Origin of the sequence: Burkholderia sp. Ac-20365 (assembly GCF_017104715.1) — a bacterium.
GTDB lineage: Bacteria > Pseudomonadota > Gammaproteobacteria > Burkholderiales > Burkholderiaceae > Paraburkholderia.
In genome coordinates this window covers 1-1,506 of the sequence record NZ_JAAGPI010000097.1, presented here as the reverse complement: position 1 = coordinate 1,506, position 1,506 = coordinate 1, and the positions used below count along the sequence as shown (strand labels likewise).

Annotated in this window: 1 protein-coding gene and 1 pseudogene; one reads left to right on the top strand and one right to left on the bottom strand. The window is 57.6% G+C overall.

Translation table 11 applies throughout. From position 1 onward, the window contains the following. Positions 1-235: 235 nt before the first annotated feature. Complete coding sequence (locus tag G3O01_RS44735) at positions 236-1,132, bottom strand: LysR family transcriptional regulator (protein WP_205813901.1); 897 nt, start codon at positions 1,130-1,132, stop codon at positions 236-238. A 232-nt stretch (positions 1,133-1,364) separates the two neighbouring features. Between G3O01_RS44735 and G3O01_RS44730 the strand changes: the two are divergent. Then, a pseudogene (locus G3O01_RS44730) lies at positions 1,365-1,506 on the top strand (succinate dehydrogenase, cytochrome b556 subunit); the annotation flags it as partial.

The window sequence follows — 1,506 nt, the reverse complement described above, 5'->3', positions numbered from 1 at the left end:
TTGCGCCCACGCGCTACCGCGCGATAATACAGAAATGAAGACGGCAATCGCAATCGGATTTTAAAGGCAGTTTGTATCAGGTCGTAATTGCCGGATTAAATGGATGCCCATTGCATATCGGCAAAAATAACCAGCAATTCGATTTAACAATTAGATGGCGAGAAGGGTCATTTGCGCCATATAGAATGATTGATTCGACCAGAATTCTAATTGCGCTGCAGTAGCGCGAGGCGCACTAGCCAATCTCCGCCGCAAACTCCTGGGCCTTCGCGAGAAAATTCGCGGTCTTTGCCGGTGTCGATTCAATCCGCGAAGCCAGCACCAAACGAATCGAAATAGGCTTGCCGAGCGCATCGGTATATACAACACCTTCCACCTGAATCTGGCATACGGAAGCCGGCACCAGTGACACACCAAACTCCGCCGCGACAAGATTGACCACCGACGACAACTGGGGCGCCTGCTGCCCCGCAATCGGCTCGAACCCGGCATCGCGGCAAGCACCGACAATCACATCATGCAGCGTCGGGCTTGCCTCACGCGGCAACATCACAAACGGATCTTCCGCCAGCTCGGACAACGCGATCTTCCGCTTCCTGGCTAGCCGATGCGTGACAGGCAGCACGATCCTCATCGGCTCCGTTGCGATGTGATGGAACTGGACGCCAGCGGGCGACTGGCTGCCTAGCCGCACGAACGCGACATCGACGCGGCCGTCGTCGAGATAGGAGAGCAGTTGCGCTGTATTGCCTTCGGCCAGCGTGAGCGTGACATTCGGATAAGCCTGCCGGTACGCGCGAATCAGCTTCGACACGACAGGATTGAAAGCCGCCGAGCCCGTGAACCCGATATTGAACTGCCCGATCTCGCCGCGCCCGGCGCTCTGCGCCTTTTCGACGGCGTTGCGCGTGTCGAGCAGGATGCGTTTGGCGTCGGCGGCGAAGGCTTCACCCGCCTCGGTCAGCACCACACCATGGCCGGTGCGGCGGAACAGGCGTACGCCCATTTCGTCTTCGAGCGCATGGATTTGCTGGCTGAGCGGTGGCTGGCCGATGCCCAGGCGCTCGGCGGCGCGGGTGACGTTGCGCTCTTCGGCAACGGCGAGGAAGTAGCGGATATGGCGCAGTTCCATTCGATATTCTGCGATATTCTGTAAAAGCTATTTCAGAAAGACGCGATAGATATTGGACAGTATAACAGTCCCGCGACAAAATATCGCTATCGCGCGGTCCGCCGCCCCTGGAAGTCTCCCCGGAACGGGTCCCCAACATCGTCAAGAGGAGAAACGCAGGACGCGTCGCGCCTGTGATGGCGAGCGGCTATGCCGTCGTTGTTTCTTTTTGAAGAGCCGAAAGGGGTCTACTGTGGCTGACACTTTGAAAAAACCGAGGCCGGAATACCGGAACATCGGTATCGGGCAGATATTGACGGCATACCGTCTTCCTCTCGCGGGACGCGTGTCGATTCTTCACCGTGTGAGCGGTGGTCTGCTGTTCATTTTCCTTC

Bases quoted from the DNA above. Each gene is read 5' to 3' on its own strand.
- G3O01_RS44735 (WP_205813901.1), bottom strand. From the start codon at position 1,132: ATGGAACTGCGCCATATCCGCTACTTCCTCGCCGTTGCCGAAGAGCGC.